Origin of the sequence: Prosthecochloris marina, assembly GCF_003182595.1 — a bacterium.
GTDB lineage: Bacteria > Bacteroidota > Chlorobiia > Chlorobiales > Chlorobiaceae > Prosthecochloris > Prosthecochloris marina.
On record NZ_PDNZ01000008.1, the window covers coordinates 91,032 to 111,822 of the forward strand.

The 20,791-nt window shown below is 48.0% G+C and carries 21 protein-coding genes, 1 tRNA gene and 1 pseudogene; 9 read left to right on the top strand and 14 right to left on the bottom strand.

All coding sequences use genetic code 11. The features are described from left to right. Nucleotides 1–3 precede the first annotated feature (3 nt). The 3 genes from CR164_RS11250 (at nucleotide 4) to CR164_RS11260 (ending at nucleotide 4,582) form a co-directional block, all read left to right on the top strand. On the top strand, nucleotides 4–1,710 hold the full coding sequence (locus tag CR164_RS11250; protein WP_110024097.1) for an Rne/Rng family ribonuclease: 1,707 nt from the start codon (nucleotides 4–6) through the stop codon (nucleotides 1,708–1,710). Between the two features lie 278 nt (nucleotides 1,711–1,988). Continuing rightward, nucleotides 1,989–2,846: a 2,3,4,5-tetrahydropyridine-2,6-dicarboxylate N-succinyltransferase gene (locus tag CR164_RS11255; protein ID WP_110024098.1), complete on the top strand. Its 858-nt coding sequence runs from the start codon at nucleotides 1,989–1,991 to the stop codon at nucleotides 2,844–2,846. Between the two features lie 41 nt (nucleotides 2,847–2,887). Next, nucleotides 2,888–4,582 carry a S41 family peptidase gene (locus CR164_RS11260; protein ID WP_110024099.1) on the top strand — a complete coding sequence of 565 codons (1,695 nt, stop codon included), beginning with the start codon at nucleotides 2,888–2,890 and terminating at the stop codon, nucleotides 4,580–4,582. A gap of 11 nt (nucleotides 4,583–4,593) precedes the next feature. Here CR164_RS11260 and CR164_RS11265 read toward each other — a convergent pair whose 3' ends face one another. From CR164_RS11265 to CR164_RS11275, 3 genes are read right to left on the bottom strand one after another with little or no spacing between them, the layout of a single operon-like run. Then, entirely contained in the window at nucleotides 4,594–5,265 is a 672-nt protein-coding gene (locus tag CR164_RS11265; protein ID WP_110024100.1) for a DUF2499 domain-containing protein, read from the bottom strand. Then, complete coding sequence (locus CR164_RS11270) at nucleotides 5,266–6,405, bottom strand: geranylgeranyl diphosphate reductase (protein WP_110024101.1); 1,140 nt, start codon at nucleotides 6,403–6,405, stop codon at nucleotides 5,266–5,268. Nucleotides 6,406–6,416: 11 nt separating this feature from the next. After that, nucleotides 6,417–7,889, bottom strand: a complete 1,473-nt coding sequence (locus tag CR164_RS11275; RefSeq protein WP_161953525.1) for a glycine--tRNA ligase — start codon at nucleotides 7,887–7,889, stop codon at nucleotides 6,417–6,419. A 611-nt stretch (nucleotides 7,890–8,500) separates the two neighbouring features. Here CR164_RS11275 and CR164_RS11280 point away from each other — a divergent pair. Further along, entirely contained in the window at nucleotides 8,501–9,088 is a 588-nt protein-coding gene (locus CR164_RS11280) for a hypothetical protein (protein WP_110024102.1), read from the top strand. 177 nt (nucleotides 9,089–9,265) lie between these two features. Here the strand turns inward: CR164_RS11280 and CR164_RS11285 are convergent, their stop codons facing one another. Next, nucleotides 9,266–10,729 carry a radical SAM/SPASM domain-containing protein gene (locus tag CR164_RS11285; RefSeq protein WP_110024103.1) on the bottom strand — a complete coding sequence of 488 codons (1,464 nt, stop codon included), beginning with the start codon at nucleotides 10,727–10,729 and terminating at the stop codon, nucleotides 9,266–9,268. Nucleotides 10,730–10,741: 12 nt separating this feature from the next. Next, nucleotides 10,742–11,146 carry a hypothetical protein gene (locus tag CR164_RS11290; RefSeq protein WP_110024104.1) on the bottom strand — a complete coding sequence of 135 codons (405 nt, stop codon included), beginning with the start codon at nucleotides 11,144–11,146 and terminating at the stop codon, nucleotides 10,742–10,744. A gap of 584 nt (nucleotides 11,147–11,730) precedes the next feature. Here CR164_RS11290 and CR164_RS11300 point away from each other — a divergent pair. Continuing rightward, a complete protein-coding gene (locus tag CR164_RS11300; protein WP_110024106.1) occupies nucleotides 11,731–12,105 on the top strand; it encodes a DUF6713 family protein in 375 nt (124 codons plus the stop codon). Between the two features lie 81 nt (nucleotides 12,106–12,186). Here CR164_RS11300 and CR164_RS11305 read toward each other — a convergent pair whose 3' ends face one another. From CR164_RS11305 to CR164_RS11335, 7 genes are all read right to left on the bottom strand, one after another. After that, nucleotides 12,187–12,735 carry a flavodoxin family protein gene (locus CR164_RS11305; RefSeq protein WP_110024107.1) on the bottom strand — a complete coding sequence of 183 codons (549 nt, stop codon included), beginning with the start codon at nucleotides 12,733–12,735 and terminating at the stop codon, nucleotides 12,187–12,189. A gap of 43 nt (nucleotides 12,736–12,778) precedes the next feature. Beyond that, nucleotides 12,779–13,297: a helix-turn-helix domain-containing protein gene (locus CR164_RS11310; RefSeq protein ID WP_110024108.1), complete on the bottom strand. Its 519-nt coding sequence runs from the start codon at nucleotides 13,295–13,297 to the stop codon at nucleotides 12,779–12,781. 255 nt (nucleotides 13,298–13,552) lie between these two features. Beyond that, on the bottom strand, nucleotides 13,553–13,858 hold the full coding sequence (locus CR164_RS11315) for an ATP-dependent Clp protease adaptor ClpS (RefSeq protein WP_110024109.1): 306 nt from the start codon (nucleotides 13,856–13,858) through the stop codon (nucleotides 13,553–13,555). Between the two features lie 121 nt (nucleotides 13,859–13,979). Beyond that, on the bottom strand, nucleotides 13,980–14,927 hold the full coding sequence (locus CR164_RS11320; protein ID WP_110024121.1) for a S66 peptidase family protein: 948 nt from the start codon (nucleotides 14,925–14,927) through the stop codon (nucleotides 13,980–13,982). Nucleotides 14,928–15,021: 94 nt separating this feature from the next. Continuing rightward, nucleotides 15,022–15,288 carry an ATP synthase F1 subunit epsilon gene (gene atpC / locus CR164_RS11325; RefSeq protein WP_110024110.1) on the bottom strand — a complete coding sequence of 89 codons (267 nt, stop codon included), beginning with the start codon at nucleotides 15,286–15,288 and terminating at the stop codon, nucleotides 15,022–15,024. A gap of 15 nt (nucleotides 15,289–15,303) precedes the next feature. Further along, nucleotides 15,304–16,692 (bottom strand): F0F1 ATP synthase subunit beta, encoded by a 1,389-nt coding sequence (gene atpD / locus CR164_RS11330; RefSeq protein ID WP_110024111.1) that lies wholly within the window; start codon nucleotides 16,690–16,692, stop codon nucleotides 15,304–15,306. A gap of 94 nt (nucleotides 16,693–16,786) precedes the next feature. Beyond that, nucleotides 16,787–16,859 (bottom strand) — tRNA-Thr (locus tag CR164_RS11335). 166 nt (nucleotides 16,860–17,025) lie between these two features. Here CR164_RS11335 and CR164_RS11340 point away from each other — a divergent pair. Then, nucleotides 17,026–17,574 (top strand): TlpA family protein disulfide reductase, encoded by a 549-nt coding sequence (locus tag CR164_RS11340; RefSeq protein ID WP_110024112.1) that lies wholly within the window; start codon nucleotides 17,026–17,028, stop codon nucleotides 17,572–17,574. A gap of 48 nt (nucleotides 17,575–17,622) precedes the next feature. After that, nucleotides 17,623–19,500 carry a phosphoenolpyruvate carboxykinase (GTP) gene (locus tag CR164_RS11345; RefSeq protein ID WP_110024113.1) on the top strand — a complete coding sequence of 626 codons (1,878 nt, stop codon included), beginning with the start codon at nucleotides 17,623–17,625 and terminating at the stop codon, nucleotides 19,498–19,500. A gap of 92 nt (nucleotides 19,501–19,592) precedes the next feature. Here CR164_RS11345 and CR164_RS13040 read toward each other — a convergent pair whose 3' ends face one another. Beyond that, on the bottom strand, nucleotides 19,593–19,730 hold the full coding sequence (locus CR164_RS13040) for a hypothetical protein (RefSeq protein ID WP_153303696.1): 138 nt from the start codon (nucleotides 19,728–19,730) through the stop codon (nucleotides 19,593–19,595). A 266-nt stretch (nucleotides 19,731–19,996) separates the two neighbouring features. Between CR164_RS13040 and CR164_RS11350 the strand changes: the two genes are divergently transcribed. Further along, the gene (locus tag CR164_RS11350) at nucleotides 19,997–20,215 is read left to right on the top strand and encodes a DUF6485 family protein (RefSeq protein WP_239994543.1); all 219 of its coding nucleotides are present in this window, start codon (nucleotides 19,997–19,999) and stop codon (nucleotides 20,213–20,215) included. A gap of 24 nt (nucleotides 20,216–20,239) precedes the next feature. On the opposite strand, the gene CR164_RS11355 is transcribed toward CR164_RS11350, so the two are convergent. Continuing rightward, nucleotides 20,240–20,455: a dodecin gene (locus CR164_RS11355; protein WP_110024115.1), complete on the bottom strand. Its 216-nt coding sequence runs from the start codon at nucleotides 20,453–20,455 to the stop codon at nucleotides 20,240–20,242. A gap of 245 nt (nucleotides 20,456–20,700) precedes the next feature. Between CR164_RS11355 and CR164_RS13245 the strand changes: the two are divergent. Next, nucleotides 20,701–20,791, top strand: a pseudogene (locus CR164_RS13245) (DsrE/DsrF/DrsH-like family protein); the annotation flags it as partial.

Here is a 20,791-nt window from a genome sequence, read left to right on the forward strand (position 1 = left end):
GTAATGAAGAAGACTGTGAAAAAGCAGTTGCTGATGAACAAGTCCGGTGACGAGATTCAGGTTGCTTTGGTCGAAGAGGGCCGTTTGGCAGAACTTATAATCGAGCGTCCGGACAGTCTTCGCAGCATAGGTGATATATATCTTGGGAGGGTGCACAAGGTTGTCGAGGGGCTCAAGGCAGCTTTTGTCGATATCGGTCAGAAGTCGGATGGGTTTCTGCACTTTTCTGATGTTGGCACAACAACGGATGATTACCGTGCCCTCATCGAGGATGATGATGATGATGACGATGAGAATGGTAACGGCGGGGGTGAAGAGGATGATAACGGGGTGACAAGGGGTCCTGCACAAAAGGAATCGAAAGGGAACGGTGCCAAAGCTTCCGCTCAGAGCAACGGTCAGAAAAATGGTGGTAACCGAACAAAAAACAACGGCCCAGATCGGCGGCGGCAGTCATACACCCAGATGATTGCGAGCAAGCTCAAAGCTAACGATTCCATCCTCGTCCAGGTAATCAAGGAACCAATCAGCAATAAGGGATCCCGTCTTACATCGGATATCACCATAGCGGGCCGATTTATGGTTCTGCTTCCTTTCGGCGGTGGGCAGATAGCGGTATCGCGCCGTGTTGTCGCACGTAAAGAGCGTGCAAGGCTGAAAAAACTCGTTCGATCGATGCTGCCGGAAGGCTTTGGGGCGATTATCAGGACAGTTGCCGAGCACCAGGAAGAGGAACTGTTGAAAAAGGATCTCGAAAAACTGCTGGCTAAATGGGAACAGATAGAGGAAAAGCTGAAGGATGCAAAGCCTCCGCAGCTCATCTTCAAGGAAGACACCATTATTTCCAGCGTACTGCGTGACTCCCTTACAACGGATGTCACGGAATTGGTTGCCAATTCGCAAAGCATCCACAAAGAGACCTTGAACTACATTCAGTGGGCGGCTCCGGAGATGGAGAAAAATGTCACGCTGTACAAGGGCAAGCTGCCGTTGTTCGAGGGGTACGGTATCGCCAAGGATGTCGAGTCTATTTTTTCTCGCAAGGTATGGCTGAAATCGGGAGGGTATATCATTATAGAGCATACTGAAGCCATGGTTGTCATCGATGTCAACAGTGGTCGCTATGCTGCAAAGAAAGAGCAGGAAGAGAACTCGTTGAAAACAAACCTCGAAGCAGCGCGTGAAATAGTCCGTCAGCTCAGGTTAAGGGATATCGGTGGTATTATCGTTGTCGACTTCATCGATATGCTTGACCCGAAGAATGCAAAAAAAGTTTATGATGCGATGAAAAACGAGCTGCGCCATGACCGTGCGAAATCGAACATTCTGCCAATGTCCGATTTCGGGTTGATGCAGATTACCCGGGAGAGAATAAGGCCGAGCCTTATGCAGCGCATGGGGGATCAGTGTCCTGCATGTGGAGGTTCAGGCGTTGTACAGGCTCGCTGTACAACGATTAATCAGGTAGAGAGATGGCTTAGAAAATATGCTCTTCAGCAGAAAATGAAATTCCAGCAACTTGATCTGCATGTGAGTCCGACAGTTGCCGAGCCGTTGAGAAATGTCGATCGCAACATAGAAATGAAATGGTTTCTTCAGCATATGCTTTTTATCAGGGTCAAGCCGGACGAAAGCCTGAGGAGTGACGATTTTCGATTCTATATCCGAAAGAGCAGCAAGGATATAACCGCAGAGTACAGCGAGCTGTAAGCTCACCTCAAGGCTTGGCCTTTTTGCCCAATTTCTGCGTCTTGTTCAGATTTCCGATATCCGCTTCGGTTTCTGAACTCTCTTGACCCTGAACAAAAATTCTCATGCATTGAAGCGGTCCTGTGTGTGTAGACTATGTTTGCTTACGAACAACGAACAACGAACAACGAACAACGAACAACGAACAACGAACAACGAACAACGAACAACGAACAACGAACAACGAACAACGAACAACGAACAACGAACAACGAACAACGAACAACGAACAACGAACAATGCTACTTGAAGAAGTACGAAAAAGTATAGAAAACCTGGCCGTTCTGACGGCTCCCGATTTACGCAAGCATGCCGATGCTCGTGATGTTTTCATGGAGTTCCAATCTCTGTTGAATGAAGGCAAGGCAAGGGCTGCTGAGAAAAAAGATGGCTGCTGGCAGGCAAATTCCTGGGTAAAGCAGGGGATTTTGCTCGGTATGAAGCTGGGATTGTTGCAGGAAAGCACGATAGCGTTTCCCGACGGTCGTAACTGGACTTTTGTCGACAAGGATACCTATCCCGTTAAGCAGTTTCGAAAGGAAGATGGTGTTCGCGTTGTGCCCGGTGGCTCATCCGTTAGGGATGGGGCGTATCTTGCTCCTTCTGTCGTTATGATGCCGCCAGCATATGTCAACGTCGGCGCGTATGTCGATGCAGGCAGTATGATCGACTCTCATGCTCTTGTCGGTAGCTGTGCGCAGGTTGGTCGGAACGTGCATCTCTCCGCTGCGGTTCAGGTCGGCGGTGTACTCGAGCCTGTAGGAGCGGTACCGGTTGTTATTGAGGATGATGTTATGGTGGGAGGAAACTGTGGCATTTATGAGGGTACGATCGTTGGTTCGCGGGCGGTTCTCGGTACCGGGGTTATTCTTAACGGTTCGACACCGGTTTACGATATTGTTCATGATCGTGTTATCAGGAAAACAGAGGACGCACCTCTTTCGATTCCCGAAGGGGCTGTTGTTGTTGCAGGTTCGAGAAAGATCAAAGGTAGCTTTGCCGATGAACATGGTCTTTCTATCTATACTCCTGTGATTATCAAGTATAGGGATGAAAAAACCGATAGTGCTACGGCTCTTGAAAGCGCTTTGCGCTGAATTTATCGGATTTGCTTTTGTAAAGTTCAAAGATCTTCTTTATGAAACTCGACCTCGTTAGGGGCATGTCGCAAAAGATGATCCCGATTCTCGTTATTCTGCTCGCTTTTACGGGAACAGGTCTCAAACCTTCGGACAGTTCTGAGCGCGAGTATTTTTCCATTGCCAAGAACATAGAGCTTCTCGGCGATGTCTATCGGGGGGTATCTGACAATTATGTGGACGATATCGATCCTGCAGAGTTCATGTATGCGGGCATTGACGGTATGCTTGAAACGCTTGATCCTTATACGGTGTTTCTTGATAAGGAAGAATCGCTCGAGCTTGGAGAGTTGACCAGGGGTCAATATGCGGGGGTCGGTATCAGAATTTCCGAGATCGCAGGTGATGTATATATCGTTTCGGTTTTCGACGGTGCTCCAGCATCGCAGGCCGGGCTGCGTGTCGGTGACCGGATTGTAAAAGTCGATAAACATCTTATTGAAGGAAAAGAGCTCGATGAGGTGAAAGACTTTATCAAGGGGCCTGTCGGAAGCAAGGTTGTTCTGTCCGTAGAGCGGTACGGTCGGAGGAGGAACAAGCGCTACACTCTTGTCCGTCAGGAAGTGAGGGTGAACAGCATACGCTATGCCGGGCTTTTCGGAACCACCGGTTATTTCGAAATGAGTTCTTTCGGTAACCGAAGCGCGGATGAGCTTACCCGGGCTATCAATGATATGCATGCTGCTGCCAGATTGGGAAATCGTACCATGAATGCGGTGATTCTTGATTTGCGTAACAACCCGGGTGGGCTTTTGGATGTGGCGGTTGACGTAACCGGGCTTTTCGTCGGCAAAGGAAGTCAGGTTGTTTCTACAAGGGGGCGTGATCTGGAAAGCGAGGTAAGTTATCGAACGGCAAAAGAACCTGTTGTGAAGGGATTGCCTCTGGTTGTTTTAATAAATGGTAACAGTGCATCCGCTTCGGAGATCGTTGCGGGAGCGATTCAGGAACTTGATCGTGGTGTGGTTATCGGTGATCGTTCTTTCGGGAAAGGGCTTGTGCAGTCGGTGGTACGTTTGCCTTTCGATTGTGCCCTGAAACTGACAACTGCAAAATACTATACTCCTTCGGGTCGCCTTATCCAGAAAGAGCATGACTGGACGGATGGCTCTCGTGATGTTCTCAAAGAAGAAACAAAGGGGAATGATGAAACGGTTTATTATACCGTGAACAAGCGGAAAGTGTATGGAGGGGGAGGTATTCTTCCCGATATCGAGGTGGAGGCTGATACATTGGGGGATTACGAGGCATCGCTGCGCAAGGATGGGATGCTGTTCCGTTATGCGAACAAGTACAGGGCTTCAAATGACAGCTTGCCGGAAGCCGGTATTGACAGAAAATTCCTGATGCAGGATTTTGACAGTTTTTTGAAAAATGAAGGATTTGTCTATCAAACCGAGCCTGCACTTTTGCTGAAAGAAGTTAAGAGAGCTATCGAGGAAGAACCGGAAGAGAACACGTCAGGAACGATCGACACACTTATAGCTTCGCTGCATAACGAGGTGGAACGCCTTGCAGAAAAGGGAAAATCCAACGAATCGGAAACGATTGCTCTTGCTCTTGAGCAAGAGATCATGCGTCACTTTGACGAAGAAGCCGCTCGAAGAAGCATGATCGAGGGTGATCCAGTCGTTAAAAAGGCTCTCGCCATTCTTAAGGATTCCAGAGAGTACCGCGGTATTCTCAGTCCGTAGGGAAATGCCTCTTACAGGTTCCCCTTCTCGACGCGTTTGATCTGGCGATGGATTCCGAGAACGATCATCAGGTTGCTTATGGTAAGCAGACTTTCCGCGCTGCCGTGCAGAAGATCATCATGTGACAGCGTTGGAAATCCGCGAACCTCTGTAGAGAGGTACATGAAGAATACCGTCACACTGATGAATATCAGCACAAACCAAAAGCCGGCGATCGTGAGACCCGATAAAATATGGGGATCCTTTTTTTTGATCAGAATCAGGGTTACCAGAAAGCTGATATATACCACGCTGGAGATTTGGAGGATGAGATCGAAAACATCCTCACCCATGTAGGATTGAGGTCTTCCCGAAATAAGAAACATGCCTGAGATTGCCATGATGTTGGTGATGTTTCGGGATTCGATGGTTTTGAGAATTCCAATCGATGCGTACAGCAGCGCGATACTTCCCAGAAGGTTGACGGTTTCCGAAAGGTCGAGCAGTATCGGAATATCATCACCACTGACATGGTAGGCAAGCACGAACCAGCTTCCTATCCAGTGTGGAATCATGAAAAGTCCTAAACGTTTCAAGTCTTTACGGCCGATCATCTCTCCGTAACGGTACATCAGAAATGCGGCTATTCCCCATTCGAGGGAAGAGGATATATGGATGAGCCAGTTCGGTAGTGAGAGGAGCATTCAAGATCCCTTTATCAAGTGATAGATGTTTTTCATGAAAATTTTCATCTGAACGCCCCAAGGGGCAGGTACCATTTTTTTGTAGAGATAAGAATCAAAAGTGATTTGCTGCACATCCTTATCCTCACAGATTGCTACGAAACTTTCTCTCAACCGATCGCTTTTGTAATAAACCGATTGAAGTGTCTGTAGTCCAAAAAAGATGGGGGCGTACAGTTTTCTGAAGGTTTTCTCATATGAACTCAGAGGCCGGTTGTTGCGTACTTTTTCAATCATTGCTTGTGCTCCGAGTTTCCCGGAGCGCATCGCAAAGAATATCCCTTCTCCATTTGCAGGGGTTACCAGCCCTGCAGCGTCTCCCACGAGTATGGCATTGTCCAGTGTGAATGATTTTCTCGGTTTCATGGGAATCTTTGCGGCCTCGTCGAGATAGGGGTTTTCTGTAATGCCAAGTTTCTCCACAAAACGATGTTGCAACTGCTTGAGGTTATGTTTGCGAAACTCCGTGCCGGTTCCAATGGCGATATGGTCGGTTTTCGGGAAAATCCAGCCGTAGAAATCAGGAGACACGTCTCCGTCGAACCAGATTTCTACCAGTTCTTCATAAGGCTTCAGGGTATCGCAGTAGTGGAAGCGTTGTTGCATGGCAATGACCTGCAAGTCGTTCGGGGGGAATCCGAGTTCTTCTGCTGTTTTGGAGTTGGCGCCATCTGCACCGATAATGTAAGAGACTTCCAAAGGGGCAAGGCCTTTCGACAGGTGTATTGTATGGCTTTTTCCGTTTCGGTCGATTTGCTTGACAAGTGCCTCCATGATTTCAGCGCCGTAACGTTTGGCCCGGTCTCGTAGATAGCTGTCGAAGCGTTCGCGACGCACCATACCCACGTAGCCGTTAGGCATTTCCATGGAGATTATTCTTCCTTTGGGAGAACGGACGCTCATCTTCGAAAGCTTTTTTTCTACCAGAGGTGAGGGAATGTTGAACTCCTCTATCAGTCCGAGAGGAATGGCCCCACCGCAAGGTTTGACATTGTCAAGGTTCCGCTCGATAAGAACCGTTGAAATTCCGGCCTTTGCCAGTTCGGCGGCGGCAACGGCTCCTGAAGGCCCACCACCGATTATTGCGACATCGTAACGCATTGTTTCAAAAGTTATTTAGCAAGTTGCTCGTCGAGAAATGCTTTTACTTTCGAGATATTCACTCTTTCCTGCTGCGCCGAGTCACGGAACCTCACGGTTACAGTATTGTTTTCCAGCGTTTCATGATCGACGGTGAAGCAGTACGGTGTGCCTATCTCATCCTGCCGCCGGTACCGTTTGCCGATAGAGCCGGCATCGTCATACTGGACAAGGAAATTGTCAGCAAGTTCGTCACAAAGCTGCGTTGCTTTTGCACCCATCTCTCCTTTCTTCATCAACGGCAGCACGGCAGCTTTTACCGGGGCTATTTTCGATGAGAATTTCAGCATGGTTCTCTGTTCACCGTCAACAACGTCTTCTGTATAGGCGTCGCAAAGAAGTGCGAGGAAAAGCCTGTCGCATCCTGCAGAGGTTTCAACCACGTAGGGGATGTAGCGTTCTTTAGTTGTCTGATCGATGTATTCCATGTTCTTGCCGGAAAACTCCTGATGTTGCTTCAGGTCGAAATCGGTCCGTGAATGAATTCCCTCGATCTCTTCAATGCCGAAGGGAAACTCGAACTTGATGTCGTAAGCAAGGTCCGCATAATGAGCGAGCTTGTCATGCTTGTACCAGTGCAGTTTTTCTCTTTCTATACCCAGTTTCTCGATGTACCAGTTGTAGCGTTCCTCGCGCCATGCTTCGAAAGACTCCCCTTGGGTTCCCGGTTTTACGAAGTATTGCATTTCCATCTGTTCGAACTCGACCATGCGGAAAATGAAGTTTCCTTTGACGATCTCGTTGCGGAACGCCTTGCCGATTTGGGCTATACCGAAAGGCACCTTCATACGATTGGATTCGCGGACGTTGTGGAAATTCACAAAAATTCCCTGAGCGGTTTCCGGCCTCAAGTAGACGATACCTGAAGAATCGGCAAGTGCACCCATGTTGCACTGGAACATGAGGTTGAACTGCCTGACTTCCGTCCAGTCTGATGAGCCGGTATCCGGAGCCTTGATTTCCTCGGCAATGATGATGTCATAGAAAGTCTTGTTGGGATCGTCTGTTTCTGAAGCCCGCTCATAGTATGTGCTTACCCTGTGTGCATCATCTTCCCTGCCGTCACGGCGAAGTTTTTCGATATGGTTTTCGATCAGGTGGTCCGCGCGATAGCGGCGCTTGGTGGTTTTGTCATCGATCATCGGGTCGTTGAAGCTCGATACATGGCCTGAGGCTTCCCAAACCGTCGGGTTCATCATGATCGATGCATCGATGCCGACGATATTCCGGTGTTTTCTCGTCATCGATGTCCACCAGAGATCCTTTATATTCTTCTTCATCTCACTGCCGAGCGGGCCGTAGTCGAAACAGGAGGCAAGTCCTCCATAGATCTCCGATGAAGGATAGATGAACCCCCGTCGCTTTGCAAGCGAGACCAATTTATTCATGACCTTTTCAGGTGATTGACCCACACTCTTTACTCGTGCTGTATCCGAATTACTCATGTTGTGTTTCAATGATTGCGTTCTCTGGCGGTATCCGCCGTGTCTCTATGTAAATAAGATATTGAATATAACAAACCAAGGAGATTATCAGGGGGTATTGGCTGATCGGTAAAGACTCCCGATTCAAAACGAATAGGTTATCATCATCTAAAGAAAACCCGCCCTTGACGCTGAGATTTCCGGAATTTCAATTGTAACATTTCTTTCCGTCAATTCTCCAAGCAGAAATACAATATCGAAAAAATCATCAGGCCTGTGTTTTTCGGGTACACTCTCTGCAGGGGGCGGGGTGGTGGCAGCTCTCGGGTAGCCGGCATTCTCATGCCAACCGCATCTTGTGTAAGAGCTGCGTCGCCATGATCGGGAGGTTTCGGCTGTAAGTGAGCAATGTTTGATATAGGGTTGACAATATGCCCATATTTGCTACACGTGTTGCATTAATGGTCTATTTGTTCGCCCTTGTTCGATGTGGTTGATTTTGAAGAAAACAGATTTCTCATCTTTTATCTCTTTATAGTATAGTGGTTTAGGTTTTTTTGCTTTCAGTCTTTCCTGGCTGGCACAGCTGTTGACTCTCCTGTTGTAGAACGTTAACCAACAGGAGAATTATCATGACGCGGATTAAAAGCATCCTCATCGCACTCGTACTTCTTACAACACTTTCTTCACCAGCACTTGCAGCAAGCACCAGCGGCACCACCAATGTTTCGGTCAGAGTGCCAGAATTTATCGTCCTGCACTATTATTCAGGCATTACCCTGAACTTCAATGCGCCGACAGCGGAGGCGATTGACGAAGGCAGCAACAGCTTTGATGCAGACTGGAGTGGCAATACCAGCGGAAATGGTCTCGATGCCAATGACCTGATGACGGCTTCACTCGAACTCGACGGAACAAAAACAACCGTAAGACTGAACAATGTATGGGCAGTCAGAGGTTTTTCGACAAGTGGCAATGCAAGAGTGGACGTTACGACTCCTTCGGACAAATTGCAGAATGGTTCTTCTGAAATCAAGATGTCAAATGTCAAGGTAAGTGACGATGCACAGAACGGTTCGACAATTACCATAAAGCTGAATGGCATCTCGAAGAACAGAGCTACCACGGGTAACATCGAAATGGATCTCGATTTCTCGAATACCACCCGTTCAGGCAGCCATACCGGTGGAGAGTATACCATCACTGCCACAACCATTTAGCTGTCCTCCCTAAACTGTCTCGTGTGTCACTGACCACGGCCCCGACTCTGTCGGGGTCGGAATTTTCGTGTCCCAGGTTATTTCCTGTTGAAATAAGGGTCACAGGGCGAAGGCGTGATGGTGACGAACCGCGAAGTGATGAAAGCGGGCTCGGGACAGTTGATTTTTCTTTGACGGTCAACTCATGCGAAACCCGGGAGGTGCTTTTGGGCAGTTCGGCGAAGGAGTGTAGAGGTTTTGGTACGTGAAAAAAGCATCACGAAAGCAACGGCCGTATACCGCATGGCATTCGTCGAATTCATCACACGTTTCACACTCGGTTCCTTTAAACAACTCTTTTGAAGGATGAACAAACGCATCGATTTCAGGAGAGTTCCAGACTTCCGTGATAGTTTGCTCCCGGAGTGAACCGACAACAAAAGGTGCTCTTTGCGGGACCTGCTCACATAAAACAACATCGCCGTTGGGTGTAATGACCATACAGGATTTACCGCCTGAACAGTAAGCTCTGTCTTTCCAGTCGGCTGTCTTTTCTTCCCGGTCAGGGACGGAAAAGTCACGTATTGCAGCATTTGCCCGAAGATCGTCCCATCCCAAATCACTGCCGATTCGCGAAACCTGTTCATTGACCCACCGGATTTGCTTCTCATTGAGAAACAGTGATTCGTCATGCCGGTAGAAAGATCTTGCATAATTGGTTATACTTGAACGTTTTACGCCCAAATCGTGAAGTTTGTGTACAAGATCGGGTACCTCACGGTAGTTTAGAGGAGTGCAAACCGTGTTTGTTCTGACGTAAAAGCCTTGTTCGACAAGGTTTTTTATCGAGGCAAATGCACGGTTTGCGTAATCCGGACAACCGACGAGCTCATCGATAACGGAGCTTGTGCCATCGACGCTTATTTGTATCGTTACAAGCTCTTTCATCCCTATATCGTGAAACCGGGACGCTTGCTCTTTGGATACAAAAGACTTGGTTGGTAAAAGGAATTTCATGCCGTAGAGTGCCATTCTTTCGAACAGCAGGTCAATTCCAGGGTAAATGAGCGGGTCACCCCCACTGAAGGTATGGGCGACTATTTCAAGAGATGCAGCTTCGTCAATGATTTCGAACCATTTAGCAAGGGGAAGCATTTTGTTGGGCAGAGGGCCGATTTTCTCGGCATAACAATACCTGCAACTGACGTCACAGTTGTTGGTGGGCATGAGAATGAGCGTTAGCGGGGCTTCGAGTTTCGCTCCTTGTGGAATATCAGTGAGGGAGTTGCCTTTGAGTTTTTCAAGAAACTTCAGGGTTGAATATGTCGAAAAAGAGTTTTGTCCGTTACCGGGAATATAATGGTAAAGGTACTCCTTGCCGGCTTCGCTGTTGGAATGTGAGATGAGAAATGCGAGCAGTTCTTTTGCCTTTTCGTTCTCGAGTCCTAAAAGCGATTCGAGTTCCTGAGCGACTTCGTGATTGGTACGTCTGCCGTCAAAAAGTGTCAAAGCGACTCCCCCGACGGCAGGCATACTTCTCCAACTCGACGCATCTTCTGCATCAAACGGATAGATGATGCAGTTATAAGCATTGGGTCTGATGCGATATTCAGGTGATAGGACAAGAATGTCGTTATCTCTGAATTCGGTTGCTGCTACCATAACAAGGACTTTTTACAACAGCGGGACGTTTCCGACCAACTGTTCTTTAACGCACATATAGCAGGTGGTGCAACCTGTCAGGCAGACTCCGCCTCCGCATCCGCCACGGGTCGTCAGCTTTGCATTTTGAAGGATCGCCTCACTTTCGGTTTTGAGCGATTTGCTTCTGGCAAGCTCTCTTGCTTTTGTAAGATCTTCCCGGGTCTGTTCCTGACCGACAAGAACCTGGATTCGCAATTTTTCATTTTCCTTGTTGAGGACCTCTTTCTCGATAACATCGTGGGCCTTGTCTTTTTCAGCAGGGTTTGTTTCGATTGTTTTTGCCTCATCGAGCTCTCGTTCGAGATTGCCGATTTCGTCATCGATTTCAACGAGTCGGGAAAGCAGTACCTCTTTTTCCTGATTTGTCGCGCCCATGATTGGCCTCCTGGTGTTTTTTTGTTGACGAGCAAGTAAGCGTTTTGTCGAAAGAAAAAACAAGCTCTTAACTAACATAAAAAAAATGAATTATATCTTTTTTGCGGTTTACGGCAAAACAACGTCATCACAATCATTTTTCAAAGTATTGGCATTGTATAGCGAGATTATTTGTGGTTTGAACTCGCATAACGAAGGGGTGTTTCACTTTGCTTCAAGACCATGTCCTGCAAAAGGAAGAATGCCTGGTATTGTTGAGGCGGCGGTAATTTTGGGGTAGCGATGAACCGGAGGTGAAAGAGTATTGTTATCGAACGCTATATTGACAAATACAATAGCTTTGACGCTTATAAAATGGTTGCACCGGCTCAACCTGAAATCGTTTGAAAGTGTATTTGGGAAAACTGAACGCTGTAGTTTACGGAACCGGCCGGTTCCGTAAAAAGTCAGTGAAGCGGTTTTTACGGAGTACTTTTCAAACAGATTGACAGGTGGTGTTACAGCCTAAAAGGTGTTCGGCGTTCGAGTTCAGGGAAAACACGATTTTTGGCATAACGGATTTTGTCAGAACAAGGGGGTGATTTTTGATAGAAGATCTTGTTTTCTACACAGGGCTGTCGTTTCTGATTGCGCATGAACTCGATGCCGTTAACCGTCATGAATGGAAAATGTTTCCGGGCCTTTCAGGGCTTGCCGACCGAAAAGGGTATCGGCTGTTTGTGCTGCTTCATGTCCCTCTGCTCGTAGTGATTTTCTGGCTCATGTTCCATCCAGATAGAGGGGTGCGTTATGCGTTTCAGGCAATTATGGATGTGTTTTTCATTGTTCATGCGGGGTTGCACTATCTTTTGAGAAGACATGAGCACAACGGGTTCACGAAAAGGTTTTCGTTACTTCTCATCGGGCTCTGTTCGCTGGCAGGGGCGGTACATCTGATGCTTCTTTTTGCAGGAGTTTGACGTTGTGGTGATATATCGGTGAGCTGCAGAGCCTGGTCTCCCCCGACCAGGCTGGGTTGCGTGATCGGGGGAAGTGCACGTTCAGGCGGCTTTAATGTTAAGCGCTCCTTTAACCATTTCCGCAATTGATTGCAGGTCCGACTCATTGGGTCGGCCAGTGATATTTCCCAGTTTCCCTTTTTTGGAAAAATCCAGATATGCTCCATGGAACTCCCCGACGATATACCATTCTCCTGCGAGTTCAAAGCCGAGATGATCGAAAAGTTGCCCCATATATTTTACGGTCGGAATGGCTTCGTTCGCTCCGGTGTGGGTTCCACCGTAGGTGCAGTATACCACTGCTTGTTTGGTACGCCTTCTTTCAGCAGGTTGCTGAATCAAACCATTCAGCCTGTACTGTTTGGCCAGCTTACTGAAAAGGGTCATCACCGGTTTTCCAGGCAGCCATTCATAAACGCCTGATCCTGCAAAAACAAGATCATAGGCGAGAACATCGATGCCGGGTTCCATCCCCGGTTTGATTCTGACAGTGTCGACGGAATGGTTTTGCTGAACGGCGGTTTCCTCGATGGCTTTCGCTACCCGTGTTGTGTTTCCCGTAGACGAGTAATAGAGATTCAGGATATTCATGGTTTTTATTGTTATAAGGTGTTGGAAAAAATTTTTTTCATTTCTATACGTTACGGGTATGGATGAGTAAGAAATTCGCATCTTCCCCGATGGAAAAACTATGTTCATGCATTGCATGAAATGTTGCAGCCGAACCTGATGCCAGATGCAAAGACTGTTCTCCCACCTGAACCGTAAGCTGTCCTGACAGGACGATGCATGTCTCCATAGTGTCTTCATGCAAATTATGTTCGAATATGGTTTTGCTGCCTTTGACGGCTTTCAAGAGGTACATTTCCTGATTTCTGAAAAAGAAGCGTGTTCCTGAACAACCGTCTTGAGAGTAGGGTTCGGTTCGTGCTTCTTCTATGCGCCCCCCTTCGGCCAATCGGATTAAATCACCGGCGCTGAGTTGAAACACGCTGGCTAACGCCTCTATTGTTTGTACTCTGGGGTTGTCGAATCCGGCTTCGATTTTCGCGATAGTTGCGCGTGTGACATTTGCTTCGCTGGCGAGCTGTTCGGCGGTCATTTTCCGTTTTTGGCGTAGCGTTTTGAGGACTGAAAAATCGAGCTGTTTCATTGTGCCTGTAATTCTTTGTGTATCGTTATGTATAATATGCACACTTTAGTAGACATAATGCAAACAATAATTATCATTTTGTATGCAATAATTGTTTTCAAGTGCGAATGCGGTATCGCTATGGTTCATCACCGCAGAGGAGGTGAACCGTGGTGTCACTTGAAATTACTCAGTGGCAAAGTATCGTGAAGCTATTGATGAGCTGTTGATATGAAGGCAGGGAAGAACGGCACGATGACTGTGATGCGTAATAAGCTAACCGGTCTGGATCTCGGTTTTGAGATCGATCTCTTCGAGAATAGAGCTGACTTTCAGGCAGGCGGGCAGTGTTCCGGCGTAGACGATGGAACTCCCTTTGGTATGGACTTCCCAAGTATGCTTTTCAGCCTTTGATCTTGTGCACTGAATTGCTTTGATGATCTGAAAAATCACTTCATCAAACGTGTGTACGTCGTCGTTGAAAAGGACTACCCTGTACGCATCGAGGGTATCGCTGAGGGTTTCCTGCTGAGCGACTTCTGTTTGCTCGCTACTGTGGGAGGCCTCCCAGAGATTATACATGGCATCTGAATCTAAGCATGGAACAATATGACGCAGCGTATGTAAAAAATGTAATAAAATCAGAATAGATCATAAAGAGCTGTAATGAAACCCGGCACGGAAAATATCAAATACCTTTTTTTCAGGAGCTTGAAACAGCGGGTTCCATGCAGATCGAAAGCTGTTCTTCACCGGCAAGCAGTGTGCAGTCTGCACCAACAGGGACAGTCAGAAAATCGTCGATGTGCCCGTAAGAAAGCCCTGCGACAACTGGAATATGAGGTGCCATTTTATCGGTATAGTAGCTGAGAATATCAAGAAGAGGATGTTCCCGGTCGAACGCCATGGCTTCACGCCTGAACTGTCCGAACAAAAGTCCGGAGCATCTCTGCAGGAGGCCTGCATTGTAAAAATGTGAAAGGAGGCGGTCTATTCGGTAGGGCTCTTCGTTAATGTCTTCGATGAGCATCAGAGATTCCTTCATTTGCGGAAGGTAAGGCGTCCCGACAAGACAGGAAAGAACGGTAAGGTTGCCTGCGAGCAGTGTGCCCGACGCAGAGCCTTTTTTGTAGATGCGGACCGGGTGACTCGGGTGGTTGATGATCTGGTGGGTTGTCGAAGTCGATTCCAGTACCTTCCAGAAATTCTCTTCCGTATAAGGGCTGGGGCTATGTAGTTCGGTTGCAAGCATCGGTCCTGAAAACGTTATCAGGCCTGTTTTTGCATAGAGCGCTATTGAAAGAGCGGTGATATCGGAATACCCTGCGAGAATTTTCGGGTTTTGTGCAATGAGGCCGTAGTCAAGTTTTTCCAGCAGTCTTGTCGCACCCGAACCGCCTCTGAGGCAGAAAATTGCCTTGACCGATCTGTCGGCGAACATCTCATGAAGATCATGACGTTTTCGGCGGTCGAGTTCCCGACGGTGTTCTCCCTGACAGTTAAAGTGACTGGCAGGCTTGACGCGGTAACCGAGTTTTTCGAGATAAGTGACGGCCTGACCGATTTTTTCATGGTCGGGAGAGGGCGAGGAGGGTGAAATAAGCCCTATGGTGTCTCCGTGACGAAGAGCTTTGGGAATCAACTTGTGCATGTGCATAAGCAAAAAACATCAGTGATACGAGTGAAGTACGTCTCACTGATGTTTTAACAAAACGAGTTTCGTTTCCTCTTTCTTTTGCGTTGCTTCAGGAAATATCTTCCGCGAGCAGAATGGCTTTGTTGTCGCTGATTTCAAAAAAACCGTCGGCTATGGTGAATGTCTTTTCACCACTGCCGGGAAGCTCGAGCTTTACCTTACCGCCTTTTAGTGCGGCAACGAGCGGTGCATGGTTTTTGAGAACCTGAAACAACCCGTCCTGCCCGGGAGCCAGAATACTGGTCACTTCCCCTGCAAAAAACTGTTTTTGAGGAGTAACGATCTCTATTGCAAAGGCTTTATCGGAACCTGCCATGATAATCAGATAAAGTTACAGGGTTTTGGCTTTCTCGATAGCCTCTTCGATAGTACCGACGAGGTAGAATGCATTTTCAGGCAGATCATCGTGACGTCCGTCGATGATTTCATTGAAGCCTTTGATGGTATCCTCGAGTTTAACATACTTGCCTTGGAGTCCGGTGAAGGCTTCGGCAACGAAGAACGGCTGTGAAAGGAATTTCTGAATTTTTCTTGCACGGGCCACGGTCAGTTTATCTTCATCGCTCAGTTCATCCATACCGAGAATCGCGATGATGTCCTGAAGATCCTTGTAACGCTGCAGAAGCACTTTGACGGCCTGCGCGGTATTGTAATGCTCTTCACCGACAATGTTCGGATCGAGTATTCGTGACGTTGAATCGAGAGGATCGACAGCCGGGTAGATACCCAATTCAGAAATCGACCGGGAAAGAACCGTCGTCGCATCAAGGTGAGTAAACGCGGTTGCAGGAGCCGGATCGGTAAGGTCATCCGCAGGAACGTAGATGGCCTGCACCGAGGTTACGGAGCCTTTTTTCGTCGATACAATTCTGTCCTGGAGCTCGCCCATTTCAGTACCAAGCGTCGGCTGATAACCTACAGCGCTTGGCATACGGCCGAGAAGTGCCGACACTTCGGAACCCGCCTGGGTAAAACGGAAAATGTTGTCGATAAACAGCAGTACGTCACGATTCTCTTCATCACGGAAATACTCGGCGATACTGAGGCCGGTAAGCGCAACACGTGCACGTGCACCTGGTGGCTCGTTCATCTGGCCGAACACAAGAGCTGTTTTGTCGATAACTCCAGACTCCTTCATCTCTTCCCAGAGGTCGTTTCCTTCCCTGGTACGTTCTCCGACACCGGCAAACACACTATATCCCGACTGCTGCTTGGCGATGTTGTTGATCAGCTCCATGATCAGAACAGTCTTGCCTACACCTGCACCACCGAACAAGCCGGTTTTACCGCCTCGTGAGTATGGTTCAAGAAGATCGATGACTTTGATACCGGTCTCAAACATTTCGGATTTGGTCGACAGTTCTTCGAACTTCGGCGTCGGCCTATGGATCGGGTAGGTTTTGTTGCTCTTGACTTCTCCGAGGCCATCGATTGGATCGCCTACAACGTTGAGCATTCTCCCGAGCACGTTTTCACCAACAGGTGCCTGGATGGGCTTTCCGGTGTTTACGACAGTCATACCTCTTACCAGACCGTCGGTACCTTCCATTGAAATAGTTCGTACGCGCTCTTCTCCGAGATGTTGCTGGGTTTCAAGAACCAGTTTTGTCCCATCTGGTCGAGTAACGGTCAGTGCGTCAAGAATTGCCGGGAGGTCGCCTTCCGGGAAATCAACATCAACGACAGGACCAATGATTTGAGATATCTTACCTTCTTGCATATTGACAGTGTTGATAGGATTGTATTGTTGCAGTCAAAACTTTTTACTACACGCCCATGTTTTTTCATCCGTGGACCGAGTTTTTTCAGGTTCGAGCCACCTGCGGGATTTGAACCCACGACCTACTGTTTACGAAACAGTTGCTCTACCAACTGAGCTAAGGTGGCGCCTAAAAAAAATATGGTTCTGAATATACTTTATTTATCGTATAAACGCAAAGATTATGGACTCTGTTCGAAGGACTATAAATAAAGGGAAGAATTGTATATTTTCAAACGAAATCATGAGCCTGTTTTTTATTAATCAATTTTGAATATAAACACCATCACACATATGAGTTTTTTTAAAATTGCAACCATGCTCTGCTTGTCTGTGGTTATGTTCGCATGCCAGCCTGAGCAGGCGGAAACAGCGAAGCCTCAGTCGGAAGGTTCGGAGGCGACAAAAAATATTACTGCTCCTGTTTTTGTCGGTACAACGCTCGATGGACGGACGGTTTCGTCGGCGAGCCTTGCCGGCAAAGCATACATTGTAAACTTTTTTGCATCATGGTGTCCTCCCTGCCGTGCCGAGATGCCCGACATGGTTGCCCTGCAAAGTGAGTATGAGCAAAACGGCTTCACATTCGTCGGCATCACTGTCGACGAGGATCTTTCCAAAGCAAGGGCGTTTGTCAGTGATTACGGGATTAACTTTCCCGTTGTCGTGGCTGATCAGCAGATTCTCGATACATACAGCAGCTATGTTGAGGGAGGGTTGCGTGCTATTCCGACATCATTTGTTGTCGGGGCGGATGGTTCCCTTCAGTCCGTACTTCTTGGCCCTCAAAGTAAAATGGCTTTTGACAACCTTATCCGTGAAGCCATTAATGCCGGTGGATGATAACGCTTATAACATTTCTTTATTAACCATTCAGTAAACAGGATAACCATGACCGAAATGCAGATCGAGCCCCCTGAGTATGTGAAAAATCAAAAATTAGTTGAATGGGTTCAGCAAACAGCGGAACTGTGCCAGCCGGACTCGGTGCACTGGTGTGACGGTTCCCAGGAAGAGTATGATAGGCTTTGCCAGGAGATGGTCGAGAGCGGTACCTTCATCAGGCTTTCGGATGAAAAGCGCCCGAACAGCTTTCTGTGCCGTTCCGATCCAAGTGACGTCGCAAGGGTGGAAGACAGGACATTTATCTGCAGCATACGCAAGCAGGATGCAGGTCCGACCAACAATTGGGTACATCCCAAGGAGATGAAAGAGACGCTCCGCAAGCTTTACAATGGGTGTATGAAGGGTCGAACCATGTATGTCATTCCGTTCAGCATGGGGCCCCTGGGTTCGCACATTTCACATATAGGTGTCGAGATAACGGATTCTCCCTATGTTGTCACCAACATGCGTATCATGACCAGGATGGGACGGAGGGTGATTGAACTGCTTGGGGAAGACAATGATTTTGTCCCTTGTTTGCATTCTGTCGGCGCTCCTCTCGAGCCCGGCCAGAAAGATGTTCCATGGCCCTGCAACGATCAGAAGTACATTGTTCATTTCCCTGAGGAACGGTCAATCATGTCGTATGGTAGCGGGTATGGGGGTAATGCGCTTCTGGGTAAGAAGTGTTTTGCGCTTCGGATCGCATCATCGATGGCCCGGGAGGAAGGCTGGCTTGCCGAGCATATGTTGATTCTCTGTGTCGAGTCTCCCGAGGGTCAAAAAACCTATGTTGCCGCTGCTTTCCCGAGCGCATGCGGCAAAACCAACTTCGCCATGCTCATTCCGCCCGATTCATTTGAGGGGTGGAAGGTGACGACAATTGGCGACGACATTGCCTGGATCAAACCGGGAAGGGATGGCAGACTTTATGCCATCAATCCTGAATACGGCTTTTTCGGAGTAGCCCCGGGTACCTCCGAAAAAACCAACTTCAACGCTATGGAGACGCTCAAGGAAAATTGCATTTTCACCAATGTGGCGCTTACCCCTGACGGCGACGTTTGGTGGGAAGGTATGACCAAAACTCCACCCGATGGGCTGACTGACTGGCAGGGTAATCCCTGGTCTCCCGATTCAAGCAAGCCGGCAGCGCACCCTAATGCCCGTTTTACGGCGCCAGCTTCACAATGTCCGTCCATCGATCCCGAGTGGGAAAACCCTGAAGGTGTTCCTATCAGTGCCTTTATCTTCGGTGGGCGTCGTAGTGATGTCGTGCCGCTTGTTTACCAGTCTCCAAACTGGTACTTCGGTGTTTATCTGGCAGCAACCATGGGTTCGGAAAAAACTGCAGCGGCAGCCGGTAAGATCGGTGACGTTCGCCGCGACCCTTTCGCTATGCTTCCATTCTGCGGTTATCATATGGGTGATTACTTCAACCACTGGCTTCATGTTGGACGCGAACTTTCCGAGCCGCCGAGAATCTTCGGCGTCAACTGGTTCCGCAAGGATGAAAATGGAAGCTTTCTCTGGCCTGGCTTCGGTGAGAACATGCGGGTGCTCAAGTGGATCGTCGACAGGGTTCATGGGCAGGCAAGTGCGGTGGAAAGCCCCCTTGGCTGGATGCCGAAATATGAGTCCATGGAGTGGAGCGGTCTCGAGGAGTTCACGTATGAGCAGTTCTCCAAGCTGATGATCGTCGACCGTGAGGTCTGGAAGAAAGAGCTGCTGTCTCACGAAGAGCTTTTTGAAAAACTTTACGATAAGCTTCCTAAAGAGTTCAGTCATATTCGTGAGCTTTTGCTTTCGACCTTCTGGCTTTCACCGGAGCACTGGGAGCTTGCTCCTGAAAGATTTACCGATACGGGTGAAAATAATCACTGACGGTATTCTGCAATTCAGGTGCGGTTTGATTCAAGAGGCTGTCGTAAAAAGGCAGCCTCTTGCATTTTTTTTAAGCAGGCAATCGTCAATGGTTAGGCTGTCTTTTCATGGTTGTCTTTCTTTTGGCGGACCAGTGGAATCCGGACAGCTATTTCACGGGGTGACATGACTTCTCTTTTCCAGTCACTCTCAGGCATACGACGCACGATTCGGGAATCCCTGTTATTCAAAACGGATGCTTTTGGGGGGATTGGGTGCCTAGCCATTCTATCTGATCTGCGTTTTCCTACGACATCCATAAATCATTATACGCTGAACTTCGGGGGGACAACAAATATCGGATCAGTTTAGGTCCGCTCATGTTCCTGAAGTTCGGGATATAGAGCCCAGGATTTCGGTCGAGATCAGCTATACAAACAAGTGGTTTTGATATCACTGTTGCGGTATTCAGAAAGGATGGATATGTTTTTAACGTTTAGCCGAAGTATCTTTTCACATGACAAAGGAAGAGGCGATGGACTGTAGAAAAAATGATAATCTGGAACGATGCAACTGCACCTACAAGCCTTGTCCCCGCAAAGGACTTTGCTGCGAATGCATTGCGTATCATAAAGGGAAAGGGCAACTTCCAGCCTGCCTCTTTCCTGACGATATAGAGCGCAGTTGGGATAGGAGCGTTGCGAAGTTTATCGAGGCATACAATGAGGGGCGGTAAAAAGAAGTGCCGCCCCTGCTTCTGTTATTCTTCCTCAAGCGTAAATCCGAGTCGGACCGTTACCTGCCAGTAAGCGATTCTGTTTTCTTCGACATGGCACCGTGTTTCTACAACCTCAACCCAGCGAATGTGGCGGATTGTTTCTGCTGCTCTTTCTACAGCATTGTTTACAGCATCTTCAATGTTTTTCTGTGAGGAGCCGACAAGCTCGATCTTTTTGTAAACGTGCGGAGTGTTCATTGGTAGTATGATGTTTTACTTTTACTTGTTACTGTGATAGCGATATTCCCGGTGTTCAGATACAAGTAAGTAAATAGCGTGGATTATCCCAAGTGGTGACCGGATAAACCGGATGTATGGGGGGAAGCCGCTTGCCAAGGGATTCTTGGTCTACAGCTAACGTTTTTTTCTTGGGATAATCTCAATTTTTGTTAATTTTATCACTGTATGATCATATGGTAATGTAATCGTTTAGCTTTGCTACAATGGCAGAAAAAGTGAAAAAAGTAGCACTGATAGCATCCCGAGGGACACTGGACTGGGCATATCCCCCGTTTATCCTGGGCTCGGCGGCTG